A 23,215-nucleotide genomic window follows, 5' to 3' on the forward strand; every position below is an offset into this window, starting at 1 on the left:
AACGACCAAAAATAGTGAAATAGCATTTAATCGCAACAAGGGGAAGCAATGGCTCCCCCTTAGTTACAATATTTACAAATTAGTATTTAAACTCAAGCGTAGCCATAAAGTTACGACCTTCACCAAGTGTTACACCCGTTGCGCCAACATAATCTTTGCTTGTTGAACCGCCACCAGCCATGTAATCAGTATCAAATACGTTTTCTACATTAATACGACCAATGATATCTAAATTATCATCGTACTTGTACGTGTAAGCCATACCTAAATCAACACGTGTATAGCCGTCTTTCTTAAAGGTATTCGCAGCATCACCAAAACGTGAACCTTCGTAAATAACACCAAGGTTAACATCGGTTGCCGGTGTTACCTTGTAGGTAGACCAAACACTTGCAGCGAATTCTGGTACGTCAACAGGACGATTACCTTGGTACTTCTGATCTTTGGTGTATTCCGCATCAAGGTACATTGCTGACGCGCTCATGCTTAACTTATCTGTCACGTTACCCTGCAGCGCAAGTTCTGCACCGTTGTGAACACGCTCACCCGCTTGAGTTTTCTCGTACAGATCTTTACCTACTTGAACATCAATCGTCGAGTTCTCTTGCGTAATGTTAAATACTGCACCCGATACAAACAGACGATTATCTAGTAGTTCCCACTTAGTACCTAGCTCATATTGCTTACCACGAAGCGGATCAAGTTGTTCACCATCATTCACATAGTTCGTAGAGCCTGATGTTACCGTACCTTGCGGCTCAAAGCTTTCAGAGTAAGCTAAGTAAATTGAACCGTTTTCTGCTGGATGGAAAATCGCAGCCACTTTAGGTGATACTGCTTCTTCCGCCGCTTTACCTTCTTGTGTTTGACGATCAAAACGAACACCAGCAAGTACTTGCCAGTAATCGTTAATCGTTACCATATCTTGTGCGTAGAAACCCCAAGCATTATAAGAAGAGTGAGATTCTTTTGGCTTACCCGATTTGTAACTAGGTACTGGTGTAGATTGGTTTGGTGCTACTTCTACAGAATTAAATGAACGTTGGAAACGATCGTAGCTGTAGCCTAACCAGTTAGAACCAACGAGTAACTGGTGTTGCATGCCAAGTGCATCAAATTCACCGACGAAATCAGCGTAAGCGGTTTTAAATACCCAATGATCGTGGCGATCATTGCCACCTTGCTTTACTAAACCTGACTCTTCAAAGTTTGCAAAGTTCGGGTAACTTTCCACATCGTGACGTGTAAAGTCTTGGTAATTAAAACCTGTATTTAATGCCCAAACATCTGTTAGTTGCGCTTTAACATCAAAACCATAGTTTTCTACTTCATTATTAATTTTTGACCACTGTGCATCCCACACATGGTCACGCCCCAATACTGGCTTACCATCAACAATGTAAGCTCCAGAATCTACACTTCCTTTATCGTTAGTGCGATCGTAGTGTAGTGACAATGTCACATCTTCATTTATGTCGTAATCAACAAATAGACCACCAACAAAGCGATCGGTTGAAGGTGTTGAACCATCACCATACTTACGCCATGAATCATAATCTTCTTTTGCAACAACAGCGCGAGCACGAAGTGATTCGTCTTGATTGAGTGACCCACTCACATCTAACACACTACGTGTATGATTATTTGAACCAACATCTTGGCTAAAGTTAACTTGTGTTTCGTGAGTTGGTTTCTTAGCAACCATGTTGACTAAACCACCAGGTGCAGATTTACCGTAAAGAAGACCTGCAGGGCCTTTCATTACTTCAACACGCTCTAAAAGCTCAACAGGTTGACGGTAGTGAGACCAATGTTGGTGACCATCACGCAAGAAACCGCTACTGCTACCAAGTTCAAAACCACGTAGAGAGAAACGTTCACGGTTACGGCCTGTTCCACCAGCTGAAATACTTGCATCGTTCTGTAACACCTCACCTAGCGTGCTCGCACGCTGTTCATCGATAAGTTGTTCATCAATTACTGCAACTTGTCCTGGCGTCTCTAGCTGAGTCATCTCCATACGCATCGCTGTAGAGTTGGTATCGGCTTTATAACCGTAATCACGACCTGTTACGACCATGTGCTCATCAACTTCTGTTGATTCTGCATAAGCAACAGGGGCAGAAAGTACCGCACCAATTAACAACGTCAGCTGGCTTTTAGAAAACATATTCCTTTAACTCCAAAATAAAGATATAACCTGAAAGTGAAGCCACATCAGAGTTACTCTCAGCACCTATCACTGCTGAATAGGTATTGTTTGTAATAATATAAAGAGCAAATCATGGCTACTATGTGGTAAGTAATAAAGTGCCTACCAAACGATGAAAAGGAATATAAGTGATAACCATTACCATTTGCATTAAATTTACATTCTTTGCATTCGTAAAGATTTCTTGAAAATTTATTCGGGCTGAAAGCCGCATTTTGTTCGTTTTGCCGTCGTCTCTTTTTCAGTTGTCTTTATTAATCCGTACCCAATACTGTTTTTAACGAAGACATTTATCATTAACAGTCGTATAATCTGCCCGTTTTTATTCATTATTCATTTCGCGGTATTTAATGTGACTCAACTAAGTCTTGAAGCTATTCACCAACAACTCAATGAACGCAATTTTATTGCTGAAAAAGTCCGTCTTGTGACAGTAGAAGCAATGGATCCAGAAATGCTGGCAACCTGCACTGCAACTGAAAATGAAACCTTCTACAACAGCTATATGAATGTGATTTATTGCAAAGGTGAGCGTTACGTACTTGGCTATCGTTGTAATGAAGACACCATCGTTGACCAAGCGATTATTTTCAAAGATGGTAAATACTACGATCCAACACTTCAGGCAAACAGCGAAAGCTTCGAACCTTACCAATTTGCCGTGTTAGCTGAATTCAAAGTATTTGATATGATGAAGCACGCTAAAACGAACAAAGATTTCCCGCCTGATGTTGATTTCTTATTTACAAAGAAAAAACATTTTAAAAACGTAATTAAAGCGTAATTTTCGTAAAAAGCCGACTTCTCCGTCGGCTTTTTATTGTCTATTCATTCTAACTTGATCACATTGAGTTAACCTTCATTCGCAGTACAATAGATAAGAACTTTTCAGCGCGAAGGATTTGCACATGTACCTTGATCTATCCACACAATCTCCCACTGATATCTACCATTTAATGACACAAACCATTATCCCTCGTCCTATCGCATGGGTTCTGACAGATTCTGGTGAGCACAACTACAATCTTGCCCCTTTTTCTTATTTCACCCCAGTTGCTAGTAACCCACCATTATTGATGTTTTCTGTGGGTAAAAAACCGAGCGGAGAAATCAAAGACACTACGCGTAACGTTATTGCCAATAAAAAGATGGTGGTACATATCGCTAATATTGCGTTAGCAGAACAAGTCACTCAAACCGCTGCTACCTTAGAGTATGGCGAATCTGAGGTTGAACACACCCAATTAGAGCTCTCCTCTTTTGATGGCTTTGAACTACCAAGGCTAAAAGATTGCCCTATTGCCTTTGGTTGTCACCTATATGAAGTGAAAGAGGTTGGGGAAACACCACAAAGCTTGATCTTCGCTGAAATTAAGCAGATCTACATTGATGACGAAGTTATCGATAGTGAGCAAAAGCGCCTAGTAATTGAAGCATTAAAGGTAAATCCGTTATCACGCTTAGGCGGCAGTGAATACGCAGTATTGGAAAAGACCTTTTCAGTCGCAAGACCGAAATAACATGGCTTCCAACTGTGAATTTATTTTCTCAGATTATACGCAAAAAAAAGCCTAGTTCGAAAACTAGGCTTTCATTGATTCATTAATCAACACTTATTACTTGTAGAATGCTTCTACCGTGCCTTTTAGTGTGATCAAGATTGGCTGACCACGGCGATCTAGTGCCTTCGGTGAAGGAATTTTCACCCAACCTTCGCTGATGCAGTACTCATCAACATCAAAACGCTCTTTGCCGTTAAGACGAATGCCGATGTCATAGTTGAAACACTCTGCCACGTGGTGAGGGCTACGAGGGTTACCTGAAAGACGATCTGGTAATGCTGGTTGTGATGTAGTATCTGTCATGATCAAAAATTCTATCGTTAATAAAAAACGTCGGTATTGTAGAGAATATAACGTTTACGCTCAATAGATAAAGAACCTATTTCTTTTTGAAGCCTTACCTACAACCCAGAACGCCTAAATTTTATTAACATCTTAGAAATATTCACTATTTATTACACTCTTATATAAGTGAATATTCACACTATCCCGATGCAATAAAAGCATACTCATTCATTTAATCTGAATTTTATCGCAACAACATTCCATCAAATGCAATGCCTTACATATAATAATAAAAAATGCTTATCGGCATATAGAATAATTTATAAATGGCAAATTTATATTACAAAGGAATGATTTCCATATAAAAATAGCCAAAAAGATCACGCTATACTTATCGTTCTTATGCGCATGCTCCGTCATTATCTCTGGTATGTATATTGCGTGGAAAAGTCCAGAGATCAGCGAAGATGCTATTTATGATCGCGCTATCGAGCAATTAATTTCTATCCGAGAAATCAAGAAATCTGAAATTAAAAATCATTTCGATACCACGGCAACATTACTTGCAACGTTGGCGTTTGATCCAAGTATCCAAAATGCGATAAGAGATTTTGAGCAAGCTAAAACATACTATTATTACGGATTTACGTTAATCCCCAATCCAGTGAGCATAACCTTTTGGCAAACCACTGTCCCGCACAAGTAAAATACACGCTAGTTGAAGAGCTTAAATAAGTAGATACCCTACTCATTACCGCATCTATGTATAACTTTAGGTACCTAGGCAATTAAAAACGGGTTAAGGATTAAATCTCGGGGATAATTTAGCACCGCTCTGAACTGACTGCGAGAATGTAAAACCACTAGATACAAAACTCGCAAACATCCCTTTATTTATGGTAAGAAAATACGCCGTAAAATAAGCAACTATGATCAAATTATTACTCACTTTTTAAACCAGAACCATTATTAGTAACGACTAGTCATTCCCATTCGGTTCGACATGTCGTCATCCATACGACCACCTTTCCATCCACCTTTACCAAGTAAGTTGAGAACATCACGAGCGTTATATTCATCGGCTAAAAAGAAATCGTAAGATATATCGAAACGAATTTGGTGTAGTTCAGTATTATTTGTTAAATCCAGCGCATTAGGATCAGCAAACAAAGCGAATGCTATCTGTTGTTGACGTTTGCAAAGTGACTTTATATTGGCTTCTACTTGTCCAATCGTGAAATAATCACGGCTTCCGTAACCTTTTAATAAGATAGGCGAAAGGATCTTAATAACTTTTTTTATTCTACGGCGTTGGATATATCGAAACATGATCCCTCAACTTGCAATGTTATATATGGATAATTCGCTATATCCAGATACATTACAAGCATAACAAATCAAGTCAAACCCTGTGTTGGCTAGTTAGTCATTAATAACTAAAACTTACAATTTGTAACACTGCACCCTGTCGTAAGGACAATGCTAGATGCTAAACAGTAAGAATATCGATGTTAGTAATATAAAAAAGCCCCCAAGTAAACTTGAGGGCTTTTTTGTAGCAACACCAATTAATGTACCACTTCAGGAACAGGGAAAATCTTATCGTAAATCAGGTTATAAACATAAGCATAGATTAAGTAGAAAAGAACCATACCGATATCCAGTATAAATGCTTCCCAAATCGACACCTTTAATACCCAAGATAAAATAGGAATAGTGACAATTAATAATCCAGCTTCAAAACCTACACTATGTACTACACGCTGCAACGATGTTTTCTTAAGAGTTTTATAGCGTCGTACCATTAACTTATCAAACCAGTTATTATAAATGTAGTTCCAACCTGTAGCTAAAAATGAAAACGCAATGCCAACTGCTCCAACATGATCAGAATCATAGCCAAATTGACTCAACACACCAACTAAAAGCACTAATCCAATAATTTCAAAACAAACAGCATGACGAATACGATCAAAACGTGTTCTCATCATATACAACCTCAGTACAACTTTTTTATATTTTACAGATACCTAAAAGGAATATATGAATTATAAGCATTATTCTAAGGCTAACAAACTAGATACTATCCGAAAAACGGATAGTTATGCGATTATTTCATAAGATCAGCAGCCCTACATTGCGCTTTACCCATTAAATCTATCCTATTAACGACATGGTGCTTTGTCGCTTTCTGTAAGGTATTTTTCTCTGTTTGTAACTGTTCAACTTGTTCTCGTAGCTTATCAATAAGTTCTTGAGAGCCTTGTTGTTTTGATTCATTTTGCTCTAATAATTTAAACAGCTCTGCTACTTCTTGGGCGTTTACATCACTTTTGTGCGTAATTTCATCAATTGATTTTTGGTGTTGTTCTAGCTCACTGACCAGTTGTTTGACAAAAGATCCCATCTCATCAGCCGATCCAGCTAAGCGATTAAACATCAATAAAAATTCACATACTTGTTCATTATGAGAAAAATTAGGGTAACGGATTTTATGATCTATTTCCGTCCAACCTTCCTCAAAAATTGTTCTAACCTGGACTTCAGTAAAAACAGTATGGTTTAACGGCTGTGAACCAAAGACATAATGTAATGACCGATATCCCGCAGGATGAATCTTAACTTCAACATCACTCGGTAATTCAGTAAAGACCTTATCGTCACCATTACGGACGTAATAAATTGGTGGCTCAGCATTTTTCCATTCTTGGCAGAGATAATCATGAACCGGTAAACAATCTTCTTTAAATAAATGCAGCGCACGTACACCTATTAAATCAGTCACAATACGGTCGTAATTAGTTGGGTTAATACCGACATATTTTTGTTTAAATGTGGGAGTATTTGCTTGGGTTTTACGAACAATCTTTTCCATTAAATGCTGCGGATCTTTTACCCGCCAGCGAACGGAATGTACATACTGACAACGCTGAATAATACGCGCGTACATTTCAGCCGTTTCTTTTAATTGTTCAATATTGGCTTCATGATTAAGACCAATTTGATGCAATGTCGGCCAATCAACCGAACTGGCTTGCCATTCTTGTTGGCTTATACGGTTTGCACTTAAAAAAGATGCTTCGGTTAAATCTGCAATGCTCATTACTGCCTACTCTCTTTACGATGAATAAGCGTAATTCTATTAATTATAATTACGCTCTATTATCCTAAAATATGCCTGACAAGCTTATTAAGCAAACTGTATTTTATTCGAAAAATGAAATCTTAAGAAACAAGCAAATAACTGAACATCTATATACAGCAACTAAACTATGACACTTGACTATAAACAGATTTAATATGGCTCTCGAAGTGATCTTCTACCGATTCTGCAGCTGCAAAATGAAAAAAAGCATATTTGGAAACCTCAGAAAAGACGCAATAAGGTTGACGCTGTCCCATATCAACATAAAGCTCATTTTTTGCTTCGCTATAACCCACTTTACGAATTGCGTTAGACTCAACAGTAATCCAGTTAATCATTATAGTGACTCCATTCATTCACGACTTTATTACTGGCTTTAGTTTGAAGAAAGGCTCGGCTTTTCGCCAGTACTCGACAAGCTAATTAAAGTAATTATTTTAAAATTCAGTGATGGATCACCCTGCACTATTGATGAATTTTATGATTAGAAAAATAAAAAGCCGACAAATGCCGACTTTTGGATAATTGCTTAATTTACTTCTAGCTTAAGTATATAAGTGTCGCTCACTCATCAATCCTTTCCATAAGCTCACGCACGTTATTACCAGAATAAAACTAAACGGTAACGCGGTAATCACCACTCCAGACTGCAATGCTTCTAATGCTTGAGCACCACCAACCCATAATAAAATAGCAGCAATAACACCTTCAATCGTTGCCCAGAAAATACGTTGTGGTACTGGCGCATCTAATTTACCACCAGCGGTAATACTATCAATAACTAACGATGCGGAATCCGATGATGTCACGAAGAATACTAAAATAAGTACAATCGAAATCACAGATAACAACAGGCTCATTGACATCGCATCAAATACATAAAATAAAGTAAGAGATAGATCTTGTAGGCCATGTAATCCCAACTCTCCTACTTTTGACGCTACTTGCTCTACCGCAATACCACCGAAGACAGAGAACCAAGTCATCGTTACTAATGTTGGAATAAAGAGAACGGCAAAAATAAACTGTCTTACTGTTCGTCCTTTAGATACTCGAGCGATAAAGATACCCACAAATGGCGCATATGAAATCCACCATGCCCAATAGAAGATAGTCCAACCATGACGCCATGTATCATCAGTACGACCAATAGGATTGCTTAGTGCAAAAAAGTTCTTCGCATAAGCCATAAAGGTATCTGGTAATGAATGTTTAACGACATCAAAACCCAAAATTGCTACTAAAACTAATAACCCAAACGCAATAACAATATTGATATTACTTAAAAGTTTAACCCCGCCATCAATGCCTCGTATTACAGAGAAAATCGCGATTGATGTAACAAAGGCAATAATACCGAACTGCAACCCTAAGCCGCCGTGAGTACCAAAAACATAATTAATACCACTCGCCGCTTGTTGCGCGCCTAATCCTAAAGAGGTCACTAAACCAAATAAAGTAGAAACAACAGCAAGAATATCAACAGCATGGCCTAACCAACCCCATGCGCGATCACCAAAAATAGGGAACAACAAAGATCGAATTGATAACGGCAAGTTCTTGTTATAAGTAAAAAAGGCTAACGCTAATGCTGCTACTGCGTAAATAGACCAAGCGCTGATCCCCCAGTGGAACACACTACCCGCCATCGCTAGTTGCTTAGCTTCCGGCGTCAGAGCCTCTACATTAAAAGGCGTCCCAAACCAGTTAGTGAAATAAGCCGTTGGCTCTGCAACACCAAAAAACATGATACCGCTAGCAATACCTGCTGCAAATAACATTGAACTCCATGACAATGTTGAATGCTCAGGCTTTGCCTCTTTACCACCGATACGAATTTTACCTAGCGGTGAAAGCATTAAGAATATACAAAAAACTGCGAACGTATTAACAGCCCACATAAAGTAGCTATCAAACTGCTCCATAATACCGTTTCGCGTATTATTTAATGCCGTTTTTGCTGTCGCAGGATCGACAACTAACATCACAGCAATAAATAGCAAAATTAATATCGCACTAATACCAAACACCGGTTTGTGAATATCAAAACCCCAGCGCTGAATATTATCTTGTCCAACTTGATAATCCGTCGTTTCTATACTGTATTTACTACTTACTTTATCCGTCGAAGTATTCAAAAATCCTACCTTGTTATGTAAACCTAATAATATTTATTTAGAGCACTAAACAATATTTCGCCGCAACCATAACAACAGAGAGGATAAACAACAAACAATAACAGCAAAAACGGGTTATAAATTACATAAAACTGACAAATAGCAGTGTCTTATTATTTTTTACACGAAGTATTTATTGTGCAAATAAATCATAACGATGACGGTTAACAAGAACACTGTGGTTTACAGCCCATTCATTATTGAATAGGCAATGATTTACTGTGCTGTATTTAAGGTTAAGTGGATATACACCCTTTAACGCCCAGCAATGAATACGGGGGTTCTACTCTGCATTAACTTGAAATGGCACAAGCCAACACCTACTCCCCATATAGCCGCACTGATCCCTAACAAATGAATACCTGATAAAGTTATCAATAAAGTAAGTATCGCTGACTCTCGGTATTCATCGGCAGAAAATGCATTAAACAAGCAGCTAATTAAGGTAGTTAATAAAGCAAAGCCAGCAAGAATATCGGCTAATCCCTCAGGTAAAGATACGAAAATAGCGACCACAATTGATGCCCAAATACCCACTAACATATAAAATCCACCAGCACAGATAGCAGCTTTGTAGCGATCACTATGCTTACCATCAATATCGTCATTCATACAAATAGCGGCACTTATTGCCGCAAGGTTCAACGTGAAGATCCCACAAGGTGCAGCAATCATATTCACTAAACCTGTTCCTAAAAATACTGGGCGAACGGGTACTTTAAATTGAAAATTTTGAAGTACAGCAAAACCTGCAATATTTTGTGACAGCATAGTTATTAGATATAAAGGAATAGCGATATTAATGATCGGTTGAAAATGAAAACTCGGCGTTAACCAATAGAATGTTGGCATTGCCATATGGATTGCAGCGGTATTTAAGGTATTGGAATACAGCGCAATGCCTACAGAAGCAAGTAACGTCAGCAACATCGAATATCGAGCCATAAATCGTTTCGTGATTATATACACACTAAACAACACCAAAAACATGATTGGATGAGTGTCTATTTGCGTGAATCCACTTAAACAAATAGGCAATATGACGCCACACAATAACGCTGAAGTTATTGGCGATGGGATACGTTGCAACGCCAAAGCAAGTGGACGAATTAACCCAGAAATAAAGGTCAATAAACCACATACAATAAATGCGCCAATGACATCTGCCGAGCTGTACCCCTGCACAGCTGTGATCAAAAAAGCAGCGCCGGGAGTAGACCATGCTGTTAATACTGGTACTTTGAAATAAAAAGAATAGCCGATAGTGGTTATACCCATAATTAACCCCAAAGCGAACAACCAGCTATTAATCTGCCACTGGGCTAACCCCATTTCTGTTAAGGCATGAATAACTAAAATAACAGACGAGGTGTAACCGACTAAAACAGCAATTGTTCCAGCTGAAATATGACTTAAATTAAATCTCAGATCGTTCATTTTCTACTCCTTAGAACAATGCTATCATGTGCGTTATAGCGCACGATACAGATAGGTTTATTTGTACGTTATAGCGCACAGACGGAACCTTATCATTGTGCGTTATAGCGCACAACAGGAAAATTGATGAACGAAGACATTTTTAAAGCCAGAATATCGAAACATTTAAAAGCATTGCGTGAGAAACAAAAACTTAGCCTAGATGCAACATCAAAGTTAACGGGTGTATCCAAAGCCATGCTTGGACAAATAGAGCGTAAAGAATCTAGCCCAACCGTGGCAACCTTGTGGAAGATATCGAGTGGTTTGAATTCATCATTCACTGCTTTTTTTAGTGATCAAAATGATACTGATGGACGGATCTTTCCAGCCGATATCGATATGCATGTGAAGACGTTAATCGCTTATGATCCTACGGTTAAATTTGAGATGTTCGAAATCACACTAACCCACTTTCATACCCAACATTCGTCACCACACAAGGTTGGAACCATTGAGCATTCTGTTGTTACTGAGGGAGAGTTAGGTGTGTATGTTGATGATAAATGGCACTATTTATCCAAAGGTGAAAGTATTCGATTTGAGGCAGATAAACCTCATGACTATCGCGCAGTGACAGAAACCGTTATATTTCATAACATCGTTTCTTACTCAACAGTCATGCATGAAGACTAGATTTATATTCATATAAAAAGAGAGTAAACAGTTGTTCACTCTCTCCTAAACACTTCATTGCCCAATTATTAGCTTAACTAGCAGCTTGTAAGTATTTATCACGCACGAGATCATGCATTTGTTTTACAGCCATTAAAGATAACCAAACCAACTCATAGGCTGCTTGCTCATTAGTCGGTTTATCTGAAGTCATTGGTATATTTGTTTCATCAAAATAGGGAAGCTCAATGACTTTTTCACCTTGAATGCTTGAAATCAAAGCGTCCATTGCAAGATTAATCGTCCCTTCCCAATCCGTTAGACTATGTATTGTGGTTCCATTTCTCGCAAGAGGAATAAGTAAGCATAGATAGTGAGACAGCAAACGATAATGACTGAGCATCTCTTCATAGTATTGAGGATCACGGCGTGTGAAACGAGGCTCATTCTGCATCTCATTATAAATCAGCTCCAGTCCCCGCTCTTTGGACATCATCTCCAAACGTTGTTTACCAAATTGAGTGGGCTCAATCTTATTACTTTCAGATTGAAGTTCCTCATAACACATTAAGAATAAGGTTTTAGATGCTTGAAGTGCTTTAATCGATTGAGCGTGGATCTCTTTTCCTCTCCATTGTGGCCAAAGTAAGCTGTAGCCCACTAATACTAAAGAGCACCCAATAAGGTTATCTATCATTCGAGGAACAACAATATCAATGCCACTGTTAGCGATAACTTGGAACACCAACACCAACATCGCTGTAATACAACCAACCGCAAGTGCATAATTTTTAAGAATATTAAACATCGCAACTGTCAGTAGTATGGTTAACAGTATATAAACTTGGAGATCAGAGATACCAAGGAAAATCAACCCAGTCGCAAATAATAAACCTGAGCCTGTACCAAGCCATCTTTGCCATATTTTACTTCTGATCGATGAAAAACTCGGTTGGATAACCATTATAATTGAAATAAATACCCACTCTGGATGCGCTAAATGAAATGAGTCAGCAATAAAAGCACCCAAGGTGAAAATCATCGAGAAACGCGCTACATGTCGCCATATTGGATTATTTTTCTTTGGACAATGCCAAGCTAATTCAAAAGGTTGAATTTCAATTTGTCTTTCGAACGTTGGTTGTTCAAGTTCAATACGACGAGAGAGGTATTTAATACTTGCCGCCCAGTAACGAAACCGTGTTTGATGATTTAACTCTGCTTGAACTGCCTCTATTAATTGATCTGCAATGGCAATACACGATTCTGCAGGGAGTATAACTTGTGTATGTTGAAGCGCTTTCGCTTTACACAATAACCTCTGCTGACAATTTTCACTCCATTTCAACAACAGATTACGTTTCTCTTTATCATGTTGAAACTGACTGATCAGATCTTTATTTCTGGTATGGCAACTTATCAAACCTTCAAAAATGTCAGCGGCAATAAATAACTCTTGTTTTAAAGAATTTACATCGTTTTTTGATAATAGAAATGACTCTGATTGAACGGCTTGCTCAAACAATTCAATCAATTGATATTTGGTTTCTATTGCTTTTTTCTCGATATCTTCACCCAATAAAAACTGGGTTCGGTGTTTAAAAAACGCATTAAGCTGATCGTAAATAGCAATTAAACCGACTTTTAGCGCATAGTGTTTCCATAATGCAAACCAAGCCCAACTGAATAAAGCAAAACCTAATGGACCTAAAACCAGCATCAAATAGGAATACATGTCAGCTTTTGAGTTATGCAGTGACAAGGCCATAACAGTAATCAATAAACTAGAGATACCCAACCGCCCCCAAAACGGACCATTAAGGGCACAGCCTGCCGCTAATATCGATAACACCCCATAAATAACCCACAATGGAATAGCACAAGTAAGCATAAAATAAGACAATAACAACGCACTAATCCACACCACTGATGAGATCAAAAAACGCGCCCAACGTCTCGGTCCTGCAATATCTAACCCACTAATTAAAGCGGCTGGTAATGTCATTAATGCCGTCATTGCATAATTGACTTGTCCAGAAATTAGACCAACTAAAATAATCAATAACATTGCACTGAATGCACGAAAACCAAAGTTAACTGAGGGGGTATACCAGATATTACGGACGACGGAAGAGAGCATTAACACACCAGAACATATCACTTACATGATTGGTTAACCTATCATGATTATGTCGTTAAAACGATATCGCATATGTAGACTTGTTTACCTATTTACAACCATAAAAAACAATAGCTATATATAAAAATAGCCCTACCTTTATTATGTTTTTATAAAGTATAGGGCTCTAGGTTTAACCACTCTATGCAGTTATTTTAATCGGGGATAATAACTTACAGTTAAGGTTATAACTTTCGACCCAAGCGTTTCTCGACTTGCTTTTTCTCCCATTCAGGACCGAAAATATTAAGGACTTCAAACGCACTAAGCGCATGGCTCACAATACCAATCCCCCAGCCCAGTGCAGGCCATACCGCCCACCAATAACCAGGGCTCGTAAAGTAATTAATTACGAAGAGTGCACTTATGACTAATACGTACGTAGTTAGATTCGAATAAAATCCTTTAATACCTTTAACATAGTTAAGCGCTTTTTTTTCGTCTTCTGTGACACTGATTTCTTTATTCATTGGCGGCTCCATTTGAAGGTCTGATACTTGTATTTCAAACACAGCAGCTAAAGATTTGAGTGATTCTAGCCCCGCTTTTTGTCCTTGCTCAATACGTTGAATCGTACGAATACTTAATCCACTTAATTGAGAAAGTTGCTCTTGAGACCAACCACGTTGTAATCGTAATTTTCGAATAATCATTACAAATCCTTTTTGCTACTTTCCGCCAAAGCCTAACGATATCTTATCAAAAACATCACGTCACAAGCCTGACATAAACACGACAACCTTTATTTATCAGCAAGTTAAAATTACCAATGAAATAAAATAATTTTTCTTCACAGCTAATTTGACGTTTTTGACACGCAACTAACCGTTATCAATAATACCTATTTTAAAGTCTTCATTAACAAGTTCACTCCCAAAGACTCTGCTTACATCACTCTTTCCAACTTTCGTGAAATAGCTCGTATTATTATGTAAAAGTGGAACACTCAAGTATGCACTCATATACGATGCCTACTAACACAAGAAAGTCGAAAACTTAACAAGGAATCGTTATGAGATTGGCATGTATCCTCATGTTCACACTATTAATTTCAGGGTGTATTAACAGAGATGAAATTTACGCTAACCCACCTGCTAAATTAACAGAGAGCATTAATGCTATTCTTCCCGCAGCGACAGAATATGTAAAACAACAAGAGAAAATCGCGCAAGAAAAAGGTCAACCACTGAATGAGCAAGCATTAGCTATTGCCAAACGTATCGGTATTAAACACCCAGAAAAAGTGCATGTTTACTACAGCAACACACTTCCATTCCCTACAGATCCAACATTAGCACAATTAGCCAAAAAATCCGGTTATGCGGGCCCTAACATGGCGGGATACACCTATGGATATGGTATTTGGATAAAAAATAAAGAACGAGATAATCGCGAGCTATTAGCCCATGAACTGATTCATGTTCGTCAATTTGAGCAACGCGGTGTACAAGAGCAAATTCGTCAGTACTTGATGCAAATTTATATCTACGGTTACAACAGCACGCCTTTAGAGATCGAAGCATACAGTGAAGCGAAAAATTATATTTAGTTTCAACTCCCGCGATCAAAGACAATATCAGGAAGCCAACCATTAGGCTTCCTATTCATCTTTATCAAATTAATGACTCAACACATCCACATTTTTGCTTTATTCAGCGAGATACCGTTACTCTGTAACATACGGTAGAATAAACAAATTACAGAATGTAGACGTATAGAGATCAGCACAACATGAAACGTATTCCAACCAACATTATTACTGGCTTTTTAGGTGCTGGTAAAACAACTGCGATTCTTTCTCTTCTTGCTCGTAAACCTGAAAATGAAAAATGGGCAATTCTTATCAATGAGTTTGGCAATGTTGGCGTCGATGGCGCAATTCTCGAACAACAAGGCGCCATTATCAAAGAAGTTCCTGGTGGCTGCATGTGCTGTGTTGCTGGATTACCCATGTCTGTTGGTATTAATGCCCTACTGGCGCAAAAACCTGATCGCTTACTGTTAGAGCCAACAGGATTAGGTCATCCAAAGGAAGTGATCAACAAGCTAACTTCTGGCATGTATGCAGATTACGTCGATTTACGTGCCACCATCACCCTTGTTGACCCTCGTCACTTTGCTGATAGTTTCTATACTAATAATGAAAACTTCCAAGATCAGCTTGCTCTTGCCGACGTTGTCGTTGCTAACAAGATCGACCAATGTGATGACTACGATCTTTTCACTTTCCAATCAGCGATTGAACAAGCAGAGCCAAAGAAAGCCTTAATCGGTGAGGTAGAACTCGGTAAACTAGAACTAGAGTGGCTTGATATTCCACGTATTGATCGTGCTGCACAACATAGCCATCACCATCATCACGACGATCACCACCACGATATTGCTCCAGAGCCAGAAATTGAGCTATTACCAGGGCAGCAATTCATACGTAAAGAAAACCACGGTCAAGGATTCCACAGTTGTGGTTGGTTCTTTGCCGCTGATCAACATTTTGAATTTTCAAAGCTTTTCAGTCTATTCTCAAGCTTAAATGCGAACCGTGTAAAGGCTGTCGTAAATACTGAAAATGGTTGTTTTGCCTTTAATGTTGTCAACCAAGTGGTATCGGTTAACGAACTATCACTCGAAGGTTTTGAATCCCGCATTGAAGTGATTGATAATGAAGTTTTACCTTGGGATGAGCTTGAACACATTCTTTGCTCTATTATTTTGCCTTAAGCAAACACCATCAGGATCACTCATCAAACAAGCAAGGTTTAATTGGTTTGACCTACTAGAGTAATAGCAGGAATAAACGATAAAAAAATGCTAATTTATTAAATGGAACTTATAAAAACACAAGGGAGCACACATGCTAAACCCTAGCACTGCAAAAGCAGTCATCGATCATGCGCTATTTTTAGGTGCCGATTTTGCCGAACTCTTTGTTGAACATCACCAATCTAACTCTGTGCAGTTAATTTCAGGTGAAATCGATAAAATCAACTCAGGGATCGACTTTGGTATTGGTATTCGTCTATTTTTCGGATTTAAAGTTCTGTACGGCTACACCAACAGCACAGACGAAGAAGAGTTGAAACGCGTTACTAGCCTACTGGCAGCAAAAGATAAACGTGAACAAATTTTATCTGCTGGAAGTTTGAATTTAAACCGATTTTCCAATAAACACAGTTGCCAGTTACCATTAAGCCAAGACGCTAATATGGCAGCAAAAATTGCGTTTCTTCGCCAAGCAGATGAAGCGGCTCGCGCTGAAAATGAAAAAATTAGTCAGTTTATCGGTAACATTGCTCAACGTGAACAACAGATTGAAATCTTCAACTCTGAAGGTTTGCACATTGGGGATACTCGTCATTATACCCGTATTTCTGCTAATGCCGTCGCGCAAAATGGTAGCGAACAATCCACTGGCTATGAAGCGCCTGGCGCATTCACAGGTTGGGAATTTAATAGCAAGGTCAATCCAGAGCAGTTAGGTCAAGGTGTGGCTAAACAAGCGATGGTTAAACTGTTTGCTGATGCTTGTCCCTCTGGTGAAATGCCAGTAATCATCGGTAATGGTTTTGGCGGGGTGATCTTCCACGAAGCGTGTGGCCACTTGCTTGAAACCACCTCCGTTGCGAAAAAAGCCTCTGTTTTCTACGATAAAATGGGCGAAACCATTGCTAATTCAGTCGTGAACGCAGTGGATGATGGCACGATGGTAAACGAATGGGGCTCTATCAATATTGATGATGAAGGCATGGAAACCCAACGCACTCAGCTCATTAAAGACGGTAAACTGACTAGCTTTATGGTTGATCGTATGGGTGGTATGAAAACAGGCTTTGCTCGTACAGGCTCTGGTCGTCGTCAATCCTATAAATTTGCGCCAACTTCACGTATGCGTAATACCTTTATCGAACCCGGCGATAGCAGTCTTGACGATATGCTAGCGGGTGTTGAGCGCGGTATTTACGCTAAGAAAATGGGGGGTGGTTCAGTTCAACCCGGTACAGGTGAGTTTAACTTTGCAGTGCAGGAAGCCTACCTTGTTGAAAACGGTAAAATCACTAAACCTTTAAAATCTGCAACTCTAATTAGTACTGGTCCTAAAGTATTAAAAGAAATCAGCATGGTTGGTAATGATTTTGCCCTTGCGGCAGGTATGTGTGGTTCTGTCAGTGGTTCAGTACCAACAACTGTGGGTCAAGCTGCATTGAAAGTTGATAATATTCTTGTGGGAGGTGGTAACTAATGGCTGATCAAAATAAATTACAGCAGGCCATCGACCATGTGCTTGAGCGTGTAACTCAAAAAGGCGCGAGTGCCGATGTGATTGCTAATCGTAGCAATAACTTCTCGCTTAAAGCCAATAATGGCGAGCTCGATGAATACAAGGTAACGTCAGGACAAGTGATTGGCGTCCGCGTGGTAAAAGATCAGCGTATTGCCACCAGCTATTCTGAGTCATTAGATCCAACGAGCCTTGATCTAATGGTTGATAACGCGCTATTGAACGCCGAATATTCACAGCAAGATCCACATCAAACCATTAGCTGTATTGATAGTAAAATCAGCACAGATTTAAGTGAGATTTATCAAGATGATGATGGCGATGTAGATCAAAAGATCGCTCTAGCTCTATCACTAGAGCAAGGCGTAGTAAACAAACCAGACGCTAAAAGCGCGCCATATAATGGCTTTGCTGAATCAGACGCCCATGTGATTTTAGCCAATACTCAAGGTACGCTTTGCCATCACAGTGAGCGTTCGACCTACTGTTATGCTTACAGCTTAATTGAAAAAGACGGCAAGCAAGCGATGCATGGCGGTATGTCATCAGGTCGTAAGTTCAGTGAGTTAGATGCTAACTTCTGTATTAACTATGGCTATGACATGGCAAAAGCCCTACTCGATGGTTCACCTATCGCTACCAAACAATACCCTGTCATTTTCACCCTAAGCTCACTTAGTAGCTTATTCGGTGCATTTGGAATGTGTACTTCTGGTCAAGCTGCAATGAAAGGCATTAACCCTTGGCGTGATGCGATTGGTAGCCAAGTGGCGAGTCCACTTATTACCATCACTGACAAAGCTTATATTGAAGGCGGTTTTTCTATTAAAGCCTTTGATAGCGAAGGTTTTGCCACTCGCGATACTGTTCTAGTCGGTGAAGGTCAACTAAATAGCTTGCTGCACAATAGCCATACCTCGAGTTACTTCGGGATCGACAACACCGCAAATGCATCACGTTCGGCAAAAGGTGGATTAGGTGTTGGCTCTCGTCACACGGTTATTTCTGAAGGTGTGAACAGCATTGCTGAAACCACTGCAGGTGAATATGTAGAGCTTGTTGAATTGCAAGGTGTTCACTCTGGCGCCGATGCTATCAGTGGTGATTTCTCATTTGGTGCAAGTGGTTTCTTATGCCGTGATGGTCAACGTATTCAAGCAGTACGTGGTATTACGGTAGCAGGTAACTTCTACCAAATGCTCAAAGAAATAGACGCGGTAAGTAATGTATTAGAACACGATTACAATCGAAGCTTCTATGCGCCCAAAATCCGTTTTGCTCGCCTAAATATTGCTGGTAAGTAAATAAACCGATAAAACCTTGCGACTGTTTACTTGTTCAAATAAGTTATTCAGACGCAGGGTTTTATTTTATCTAATAATAAATATTAGCCTTTCCCCTAACCTATCAGCTTTGTAGTGCTTACTTATAGCGTAACTCTTAATGCTATTGGCACTGATTACTTACTTAAGATCTTTTGGACTTCAAACATGTTAGATAGGTGTCCGCTACTTTAAGTCTTTGTTGCCAACAAAACCCCACAGGTTGCTAAAAAGCCACCAGAGAACTTGTTAAGTAACTTTTTCACTTTCTTTCCCTCAAATACAAAACTTACCCTTGACGTAATACAAGCATAGAGACTTAGTGCCCCACCGACAGATATCGTCGAAATCATAAAAATAATAATAACGTCTGATAGTGAAGTTGACTGTAGATCTATAAACGCGGGAAAGAACCCCATATAAAACAATATCGCTTTGGGGTTTGATAACGTCATTAACATACCAACAGCCACACTTGAAGTTTTTATCCCTTTATCATGAACTCGTGTTGATGTTATAGAAACATCAGAAGTCCATGTGACATAAGCCAACCAAAAGAGATAGGTAATTCCTACATATTTTATGACTATCGCAAACTCACCCATAACGTTTGCAACCACAGATAGACCCGACAAAGCTAGAAAGATAAAGATGTAATCAGCCAGTACCACTCCGAGCACAACTAATAAGCCTTGTTTCCAACCATAAGTAAGAGATCTCGATATAACAGCGAGCACACTTGGTCCCGGAATAGCGGCAGATAGAAGCATCGCAAGAAATAGTGCAATACCCGTTGCTATAGACATAAACCATCCTTTGATTTAACGCCTTACTAAATGGCGAGCAATAGTGGAAATAACAATATCACTCAGCGTATTTTATGAACAACAACTTACCTATCTCGTATTGCATGGTAAACACCCTATAACGATTGATGTTTATAGTCGTGCGTTGCCTCGCATTATGTATCCACTTGATAAATCGCCTTATACATTAGCCGAAAAGATCTTAAACAACATTTTCGGGAACTGTGTGGGTTACGCGCTACATATCCTTAACTTTTATAAGCACTGAGATGTGTTCAAAAAGTGAACCAGTATTCTCTACCTTGCTTATTCATTGCGATGACCGTACTTTGAACATCATTAGTTACTTTATGAATATTTGACTAACTGAATGCACAAGAAATAGGATATACAGGTAGATTAAAATCATGTTCAATTTTAATAAATTTTCCTTAATGAGTAAGAGCAATCAAAATGTCTAATGTCGTTCAATTCTCTGCATTCAGTGGTAATAAGAAAAATAGCGCGGCTTCACCCTCCACATCACCTAGCCCTAAAGCATTAAGGGAAGAAGCCGCACTAAAACAAGACAATTGCTGCTACTTTTGTGGCACTCAAAAAGATCCCAAAGAGCTAAACTGGCTGAATAAAGTAGGCTTTAAACAAAAAACGCATGTTGTTTGCGGTACGTGTAGCTCTGAAGCTAAATCAAGATCAATGGATGAGCTACGCATCATTCTTGCGCTTAAAGCAATGGATTTTAGAACAATTAAACTCAAACAGTTTCTGGAATTAAGAGAGAAAGGCGTTCAAATAGATGGAGTTCGCGACTACAAATTCTACTTTGAAACCATTAATTAATCACATAGCGCATCGCTTTTAACAACATCGATTAAGGGGGGTTATTTATTCCATTTTTTGTTTTTTAGATATTGTAAATATCACGTTCATAATCAATTCAATTGTTCTATGTTATTTGCAGCTAATCAAAATGAGATAATAAAAAATGAAGGATTATTTTAATACCCATTACCCTGATGTTGAGTACCTTCGCCGTAAGGCAAAATTCAACTTACCTAAGTTTGCATTTGAATATGTCGATGGCGGCTGCAACATTGAAATGGGACTCAAACGCAATACTCATGATATTCGCCAAATTGAGCTAATCCCCTATTATCTTCGTGATTACAATTCGATTTCTTTAAAAACCACCCTGTTTGGCGAAACGTATGATGCGCCATTTGGTATCAGCCCTGTGGGTTTACAAGGTTTGATTTGGCCAAATGCACCTGAAATATTGGCGCAAGCCGCTTTTGAGCAAAATGTACCTTTTATTCTTAGTACTGTTTCAACCTCTCCGATTGAGAAGATTGCCGATATCACAGAAGGTAAAGCATGGTTCCAGCTCTATCACCCTGTTGATGATAAGATTACAGATGATTTACTTAAACGCTGTGAAGACAGTGGAATCAAAACATTAGTATTGCTTTCTGATGTCCCTACTTTTGCTTATCGCCCTAAAGAAATCCGTAATGGTTTAGCTATGCCGCCCAAAATGACATGGCAAAACATTGTCGAAATAATGTTGTCACCCAAATGGGCATTAGCCACGTTGAAAAAAGGACAGCCTCAGTTCGAAACTTTATCTAAATATATGTCAGGCTCAATGAACATGCACCATCTCGCATTATTCATGGATAAAACCTTTAATGGTCGCTTAAGTGAAGATAAAGTCGCACGTTTACGTGACAAGTGGAAAGGCAACCTAGTATTAAAAGGCTTATCAACAGTTGAAGACAGTCAAAAAGCTATTGCGCTTGGCTTAGACGGCATCATTATCTCAAACCATGGTGGTCGACAATTAGATGCAGGACCTTCTACTATCAGTAAATCCATTGAAATAATGGATAAATGCAAAGGTCAAATTACGATTATGATGGACAGTGGTATTCGTGACGGAGCTGATATTGCTCGCACGTTATCAACAGGGATTGAGTTTGCCTTTCTTGGTCGCAGTTTTATGTATGGTGTAGGTGCGTTGGGTATTAACGGTGGTCATCACACTATTAATATGTTGAAAAGACAACTACAACAAGTGATGGAACAATGTTGTTGTGAATCAGTCAGTAGCCTTACTGATCATATTGCCAAACGTAACCCTTTTACGTTGGATTAAGGCACTGTCTGTATTCATTGATTGTGGGTGCAGACAGTTTAAAAAACCAACAGCGTTATAGCTAATCTTTTGATTATTCAATAACTTTACTTTAGATAAAACAGTAATATCATAATAAATACAAAAGGTTACTTATATATTTAAATTATACCTACAGGGTAAACTGCGCTAAGATAGAAAAAAATATAAGATCAAATTACTGTTATGAACCTTACTGCCATCTCTACTCTTCTTATTGAAAATAAGATTTTCGCCAATCCTCGTCGTATTGCTCTACTCAATGCCATCCACCAAACAGGTTCGATAAGCAAAGGAGCAAAACTTGCAGGTATTAGTTATAAAGCCGCTTTTGATGCCGTTAAGGATATGAATATTCTTGCTGGCTCTGCACTTGTAACAAGTGAAAAAGGCGGTAAAGGTGGCGGTGGCGCGGAGCTCACGCGATTTGGTTTACGTTTAGTGCAAATGTATGAACTGCTAAATCAAATTCAAGATATGGGCTTAAAAGCCTTAAATGATGAAAGCGCGCCATTAGATAGTTTGTTGGGTATCATGTCTCGTTTTTCATTACAGACAAGTGCGAGAAATCAATTCTTTGGGCACATTAGTTCTATCGAACGTCATAGCTTGCATGATCGCGTTACGATTACACTTACCGACACCCATAATATCTATGCCACGATCACCCATGGCAGTACGGTAAAACTTCAATTGGAAAAAAACAAAGATGTCGTCGCTCTGATTAAAGGCCCAGCGATTACAGTTTGTAGTGAAGAAAATATGATCCACGGAAAACGTGATCGTTTTGATAACCAATTATTAGGCACGATAACGTCAATTCAGCAAGATACGAAATCAACCGAAGTTACTATCGCATTAAATGATGATATTACCGTCTGTGCATTAGTAGACAATCTAGATCTAATAGAAGAAAACCTTCGTATCGGTATGTCTATTTATGCCCTATTTAAGTCAAATCAAGTCACTATCGCAACAATGTGCTAA

22 protein-coding genes are annotated in these 23,215 nt (G+C 38.9%); 11 read left to right on the plus strand and 11 right to left on the minus strand.

The window, feature by feature from the left end; translation table 11 throughout:
* Positions 1-79: 79 nt before the first annotated feature.
* Positions 80-2,170: a TonB-dependent siderophore receptor gene (locus C9J41_RS11680; protein WP_107294606.1), complete on the minus strand. Its 2,091-nt coding sequence runs from the start codon at positions 2,168-2,170 to the stop codon at positions 80-82.
* Positions 2,171-2,564: 394 nt separating this feature from the next.
* Between C9J41_RS11680 and C9J41_RS11685 the strand changes: the two genes are divergently transcribed.
* Entirely contained in the window at positions 2,565-2,996 is a 432-nt protein-coding gene (locus C9J41_RS11685) for a hypothetical protein (RefSeq protein ID WP_105062138.1), read from the plus strand.
* A 124-nt stretch (positions 2,997-3,120) separates the two neighbouring features.
* Entirely contained in the window at positions 3,121-3,732 is a 612-nt protein-coding gene (locus C9J41_RS11690) for a flavin reductase family protein (protein WP_107294607.1), read from the plus strand.
* Between the two features lie 96 nt (positions 3,733-3,828).
* Here the strand turns inward: C9J41_RS11690 and C9J41_RS11695 are convergent, their stop codons facing one another.
* A complete protein-coding gene (locus C9J41_RS11695; RefSeq protein ID WP_045082022.1) occupies positions 3,829-4,077 on the minus strand; it encodes a DUF3297 family protein in 249 nt (82 codons plus the stop codon).
* Positions 4,078-4,489: 412 nt separating this feature from the next.
* On the opposite strand from C9J41_RS11695, the gene C9J41_RS11700 reads away from it, so the two are divergent.
* Entirely contained in the window at positions 4,490-4,765 is a 276-nt protein-coding gene (locus tag C9J41_RS11700; RefSeq protein WP_107247460.1) for a hypothetical protein, read from the plus strand.
* A 263-nt stretch (positions 4,766-5,028) separates the two neighbouring features.
* On the opposite strand, the gene C9J41_RS11705 is transcribed toward C9J41_RS11700, so the two are convergent.
* From C9J41_RS11705 to C9J41_RS11730, 6 genes are all read right to left on the minus strand, one after another.
* Positions 5,029-5,388: a DUF6559 family protein gene (locus C9J41_RS11705; protein WP_107294608.1), complete on the minus strand. Its 360-nt coding sequence runs from the start codon at positions 5,386-5,388 to the stop codon at positions 5,029-5,031.
* Positions 5,389-5,627: 239 nt separating this feature from the next.
* Complete coding sequence (locus C9J41_RS11710; RefSeq protein WP_107207935.1) at positions 5,628-6,047, minus strand: PACE efflux transporter; 420 nt, start codon at positions 6,045-6,047, stop codon at positions 5,628-5,630.
* A 122-nt stretch (positions 6,048-6,169) separates the two neighbouring features.
* Positions 6,170-7,162: a RelA/SpoT domain-containing protein gene (locus C9J41_RS11715; RefSeq protein WP_107207854.1), complete on the minus strand. Its 993-nt coding sequence runs from the start codon at positions 7,160-7,162 to the stop codon at positions 6,170-6,172.
* Positions 7,163-7,329: 167 nt separating this feature from the next.
* Positions 7,330-7,542 (minus strand): KTSC domain-containing protein, encoded by a 213-nt coding sequence (locus C9J41_RS11720; protein ID WP_107207852.1) that lies wholly within the window; start codon positions 7,540-7,542, stop codon positions 7,330-7,332.
* Between the two features lie 207 nt (positions 7,543-7,749).
* Positions 7,750-9,342 (minus strand): BCCT family transporter, encoded by a 1,593-nt coding sequence (locus C9J41_RS11725; protein ID WP_107261276.1) that lies wholly within the window; start codon positions 9,340-9,342, stop codon positions 7,750-7,752.
* Between the two features lie 294 nt (positions 9,343-9,636).
* Positions 9,637-10,818, minus strand: coding sequence for a benzoate/H(+) symporter BenE family transporter (locus tag C9J41_RS11730; protein ID WP_107247024.1), 1,182 nt, complete (start codon positions 10,816-10,818; stop codon positions 9,637-9,639).
* A 126-nt stretch (positions 10,819-10,944) separates the two neighbouring features.
* Here C9J41_RS11730 and C9J41_RS11735 point away from each other — a divergent pair, with 126 nt between their 5' ends.
* Positions 10,945-11,493: a helix-turn-helix domain-containing protein gene (locus C9J41_RS11735; protein WP_107207849.1), complete on the plus strand. Its 549-nt coding sequence runs from the start codon at positions 10,945-10,947 to the stop codon at positions 11,491-11,493.
* Between the two features lie 73 nt (positions 11,494-11,566).
* Here C9J41_RS11735 and C9J41_RS11740 read toward each other — a convergent pair whose 3' ends face one another.
* Both C9J41_RS11740 and C9J41_RS11745 read right to left on the minus strand, forming a co-directional pair.
* The gene (locus C9J41_RS11740; protein WP_369917499.1) at positions 11,567-13,618 is read right to left on the minus strand and encodes an FUSC family protein; all 2,052 of its coding nucleotides are present in this window, start codon (positions 13,616-13,618) and stop codon (positions 11,567-11,569) included.
* A 218-nt stretch (positions 13,619-13,836) separates the two neighbouring features.
* The gene (locus tag C9J41_RS11745; RefSeq protein WP_107247021.1) at positions 13,837-14,304 is read right to left on the minus strand and encodes a 2TM domain-containing protein; all 468 of its coding nucleotides are present in this window, start codon (positions 14,302-14,304) and stop codon (positions 13,837-13,839) included.
* A gap of 359 nt (positions 14,305-14,663) precedes the next feature.
* On the opposite strand from C9J41_RS11745, the gene C9J41_RS11750 reads away from it, so the two are divergent.
* The 4 genes from C9J41_RS11750 (at position 14,664) to C9J41_RS11765 (ending at position 19,231) form a co-directional block, all read left to right on the plus strand.
* Complete coding sequence (locus C9J41_RS11750; RefSeq protein ID WP_233217750.1) at positions 14,664-15,200, plus strand: DUF4157 domain-containing protein; 537 nt, start codon at positions 14,664-14,666, stop codon at positions 15,198-15,200.
* A gap of 182 nt (positions 15,201-15,382) precedes the next feature.
* A complete protein-coding gene (locus tag C9J41_RS11755) occupies positions 15,383-16,369 on the plus strand; it encodes a GTP-binding protein (RefSeq protein ID WP_107207846.1) in 987 nt (328 codons plus the stop codon).
* A 133-nt stretch (positions 16,370-16,502) separates the two neighbouring features.
* Positions 16,503-17,888 carry a TldD/PmbA family protein gene (locus tag C9J41_RS11760; RefSeq protein WP_107207845.1) on the plus strand — a complete coding sequence of 462 codons (1,386 nt, stop codon included), beginning with the start codon at positions 16,503-16,505 and terminating at the stop codon, positions 17,886-17,888.
* Positions 17,888-19,231, plus strand: coding sequence for a TldD/PmbA family protein (locus C9J41_RS11765; RefSeq protein ID WP_107287892.1), 1,344 nt, complete (start codon positions 17,888-17,890; stop codon positions 19,229-19,231). Before C9J41_RS11760 ends, C9J41_RS11765 begins: the two co-directional genes overlap by 1 nt.
* A gap of 209 nt (positions 19,232-19,440) precedes the next feature.
* Here the strand turns inward: C9J41_RS11765 and C9J41_RS11770 are convergent, their stop codons facing one another.
* Positions 19,441-20,055, minus strand: coding sequence for a LysE family translocator (locus C9J41_RS11770; RefSeq protein ID WP_107294610.1), 615 nt, complete (start codon positions 20,053-20,055; stop codon positions 19,441-19,443).
* Between the two features lie 453 nt (positions 20,056-20,508).
* Between C9J41_RS11770 and C9J41_RS11780 the strand changes: the two genes are divergently transcribed.
* The 3 genes from C9J41_RS11780 to C9J41_RS11790 all read left to right on the plus strand — a co-directional run bounded on the left by C9J41_RS11780 (position 20,509) and on the right by C9J41_RS11790 (position 23,215).
* Complete coding sequence (locus tag C9J41_RS11780) at positions 20,509-20,895, plus strand: hypothetical protein (protein ID WP_107207843.1); 387 nt, start codon at positions 20,509-20,511, stop codon at positions 20,893-20,895.
* 145 nt (positions 20,896-21,040) lie between these two features.
* The gene (locus tag C9J41_RS11785; RefSeq protein ID WP_107287893.1) at positions 21,041-22,210 is read left to right on the plus strand and encodes an alpha-hydroxy acid oxidase; all 1,170 of its coding nucleotides are present in this window, start codon (positions 21,041-21,043) and stop codon (positions 22,208-22,210) included.
* A gap of 204 nt (positions 22,211-22,414) precedes the next feature.
* Entirely contained in the window at positions 22,415-23,215 is an 801-nt protein-coding gene (locus tag C9J41_RS11790; RefSeq protein ID WP_107247010.1) for a TOBE domain-containing protein, read from the plus strand.

The sequence above is a fragment of the Photobacterium sp. GB-50 genome, assembly GCF_003026755.1.
In the GTDB taxonomy this organism is placed as follows: Bacteria; Pseudomonadota; Gammaproteobacteria; order Enterobacterales; family Vibrionaceae; genus Photobacterium.